Source organism: Winslowiella iniecta (genome assembly GCF_001267535.1).
GTDB classification, from domain to species: domain Bacteria; phylum Pseudomonadota; class Gammaproteobacteria; order Enterobacterales; family Enterobacteriaceae; genus Erwinia; species Erwinia iniecta.
Genome location: NZ_JRXE01000053.1, coordinates 1 through 2,484, shown reverse-complemented (window position 1 = coordinate 2,484; position 2,484 = coordinate 1). Strand labels below are relative to the sequence as shown.

The 2,484-nt window shown below is 39.1% G+C and carries 7 protein-coding genes and 1 pseudogene; all 8 read right to left on the bottom strand.

The window, feature by feature from the left end:
- Positions 1–85, bottom strand: an 85-nt coding sequence (locus NG42_RS22830; protein WP_241488397.1) for a DUF3289 family protein, incomplete at its 3' end; no start/stop codon positions are given.
- A gap of 360 nt (positions 86–445) precedes the next feature.
- The gene (locus tag NG42_RS21460) at positions 446–910 is read right to left on the bottom strand and encodes a DUF943 family protein (RefSeq protein WP_053116383.1); all 465 of its coding nucleotides are present in this window, start codon (positions 908–910) and stop codon (positions 446–448) included.
- A pseudogene (locus tag NG42_RS23960) lies at positions 897–1,013 on the bottom strand (DUF3289 family protein); the annotation flags it as partial. The pseudogene NG42_RS23960 and the gene NG42_RS21460, both read right to left, overlap by 14 nt.
- Positions 1,014–1,024: 11 nt before the next feature.
- Positions 1,025–1,303 carry a DUF943 family protein gene (locus tag NG42_RS23955; RefSeq protein ID WP_420911328.1) on the bottom strand — a complete coding sequence of 93 codons (279 nt, stop codon included), beginning with the start codon at positions 1,301–1,303 and terminating at the stop codon, positions 1,025–1,027.
- The gene (locus NG42_RS23950; protein ID WP_052903042.1) at positions 1,293–1,490 is read right to left on the bottom strand and encodes a DUF943 family protein; all 198 of its coding nucleotides are present in this window, start codon (positions 1,488–1,490) and stop codon (positions 1,293–1,295) included. Before NG42_RS23950 ends, NG42_RS23955 begins: the two co-directional genes overlap by 11 nt.
- A 34-nt stretch (positions 1,491–1,524) precedes the next feature.
- Positions 1,525–1,989, bottom strand: a complete 465-nt coding sequence (locus NG42_RS21450) for a DUF943 family protein (RefSeq protein ID WP_053116382.1) — start codon at positions 1,987–1,989, stop codon at positions 1,525–1,527.
- Positions 1,976–2,233: a DUF3289 family protein gene (locus NG42_RS23945; RefSeq protein ID WP_156324277.1), complete on the bottom strand. Its 258-nt coding sequence runs from the start codon at positions 2,231–2,233 to the stop codon at positions 1,976–1,978. Before NG42_RS23945 ends, NG42_RS21450 begins: the two co-directional genes overlap by 14 nt.
- Positions 2,127–2,484, bottom strand: a 358-nt coding sequence (locus tag NG42_RS22820; RefSeq protein WP_156324276.1) for a DUF3289 family protein, incomplete at its 5' end; no start/stop codon positions are given. The genes NG42_RS22820 and NG42_RS23945, both read right to left, overlap by 107 nt.

The window sequence follows — 2,484 nt, the reverse complement described above, 5'->3', positions numbered from 1 at the left end:
CGCTGATATCGCCATAGTTCATATCATCAGCAAAGTAATCATCCATTTTACGCTGGGTTTCATAGATACGGATTGGCAGTTGCAACCTTGGTATCTGCGGTTTTTTTGTCGATAAAAGTATCCATAGATAACATCCTGTTATTATGTTTCAGTTCCCTCAGGTAATTAATATACAATACAGCGAAACACTATGATAGTCTGCTGGAAAAATAATCAGCGCGATTTAATTGATTGTTACTATTAAAGAATCAGTTAATTAATTATGAGGACAGCAGGCTGGCGTAGCTGGGTATTGCTTTACCATGATCGCGCAGAGATAACCGTTCATGTACGCCGTATCTGGAGCGCGACGCCGGGGCGTCGGGATGAGCGTTATTAGTCAGTAGTGTAAACCCGGGGTTGCGTCAATCCCGGGTTTACCTGATTGTAGCGGAAATTCTCATCGTTACCGCACCTTATCGAGACGTCCGGTAGCATCATATTTGATATATTTATTCTTCCAGTTATTTAGCAAGAAAATAGTTTGGCCTTTTTCGGCTATATACCATATCGTCATTGGCTGATTATCCTTTTCAATGCAGTTAGCTTTCGCATTCATATTATCAAAACATAATAAATCGCTATCCTGATCGGTTCCCGAATCTACCTTATAGCTGCTGACCCAAAAACTAATACGGTAATCATTGGGTTCTAAGAGGATGCTGTTTTCTTTACCCAGCTTTTTTTTATTCTTTTCCCACCACTGAATTTTTCCCTTGTCGGTTATCGGAAGGTGCCTGGCAATGATATCGAAGCTGTTTTTGTTGTTAAGGCGGTGAGTATCTATGATTTCAGTCGGTTGCATAAGATGCCATCCTATAAATGCACCTGAAATGATAATGGATAAAAAAAACCATCTAAAATTTGTCATCACGATGACCCTCAATCGTTTTCGTGGCATTCATTTCAGTGATAAAGGGTTGATAGCCGTAGCCTTGCCAACGTTGTAATGTGAACCAGATGCAGCTGATACAAACTAAATTTTTTACTCTATCTGCCGCATACGGCCTGTAATATCATTTTTCATATAACTGGTTGTTCCATTATCGAATGAGAAAAGTATTTGTCTGGTATCATATCGATACCAGACCGCCATCGGTTGATTATCTTTTTCGATGCAGTTGGCTTTACTTTTCATCTCGTTAAAACATAACAGATCACTGTCCTGAACAGTTTCTGAATCTATTTTGTAATCTGCCACCCAAAAAGTGACTCGGTAATCTCTCTGTCCTACTGGGACCTGGTGTTTTTCTTTAAAATAAATCTTGTTTTTTTTCCCACCATTGGATCTTGCCTTTATCTGTTACAGGCGGATATTTTATAATGACGTCGAAAGTATACCGATCACTGACGCGATGAACCGCGATAATTTTCGTCGGGAACAGTATGCGTAAAAATCCACAAAAAAAAGTAACGACCAGGAGCAATATCAACCATTTAAAACGGGTCATTATGAGTTCCCTCAATTTGCGGAAATTCTTATCGTTACCGCACCTTATCGAGACGTCCGGTAGCATCATATTTGATATATTTATTCTTCCAGTTATTTAGCAAGAAAATGGTTTGGCCTTTTTCGGCTATATACCATATCGTCATTGGTTGATTATCCTTTTCAATGCAGTTAGCTTTCGCATTCATATCATCAAAACATAATAAATCGCTGTCTTGATCGGTTCCTCTGTCAATTTTATACTTTGCGACAAAGAAATTTACGTCATACTTTTCGTTCATAATCGAAAGGTTGTATTTCAGTCTCAGTTGTTCTTTATTTTTTTCCCACCATTGAATTTTACCTTTATCAGTTAAAGGAAGGTTTTTAACGATAATGTCATAACTGCTTTTATACTTAGAGCTATGAATGTCAATAATTTCCACCGGTATCATCAGACGCCATATGACAGCGCCAGCAAATATGATAAGAAAAATTAGTAATATTTTACGCTTTTTCATCACGATGGCCTTCAATTGTTATGGTGGCATTCATTTCAGTGATAAAAGGTTGATAGCCGTAGCCCTGCCAACGTTGTAATGTGAACCAGATACGAAAAATACGAAATTGCCGATAAAAGAGATCAGTAATATCATCTTCATCCAGGCCAAAGTGGTCCTGAATTCGATAATGAACTTTTTGCTTTGTAGCGCGAGCCTGTGATTTCAAGAGACTCAAGCGTAATATGGGTTGCCCAAGTGTCATGAATACTGATCCCAAGCCCATTTATACGATCCATCGGATTGTTAAACTTTGGAAGCACGCTTTTACTTATACTCTTGGTTATCTCTTTTACCATGTCATGCGGGAAATAGCCCCTCTCCCAGTAAGTAAAACTCCTTAACGCCTCTCTGATTTTCTGCAAAGAGCTCTCCATCGAACTATGCTTCTCCAGCGCCGCATCCAGCATTGGATGGAAAAATCGGTCGCCATGCCGATACTGCATATGGTCAATC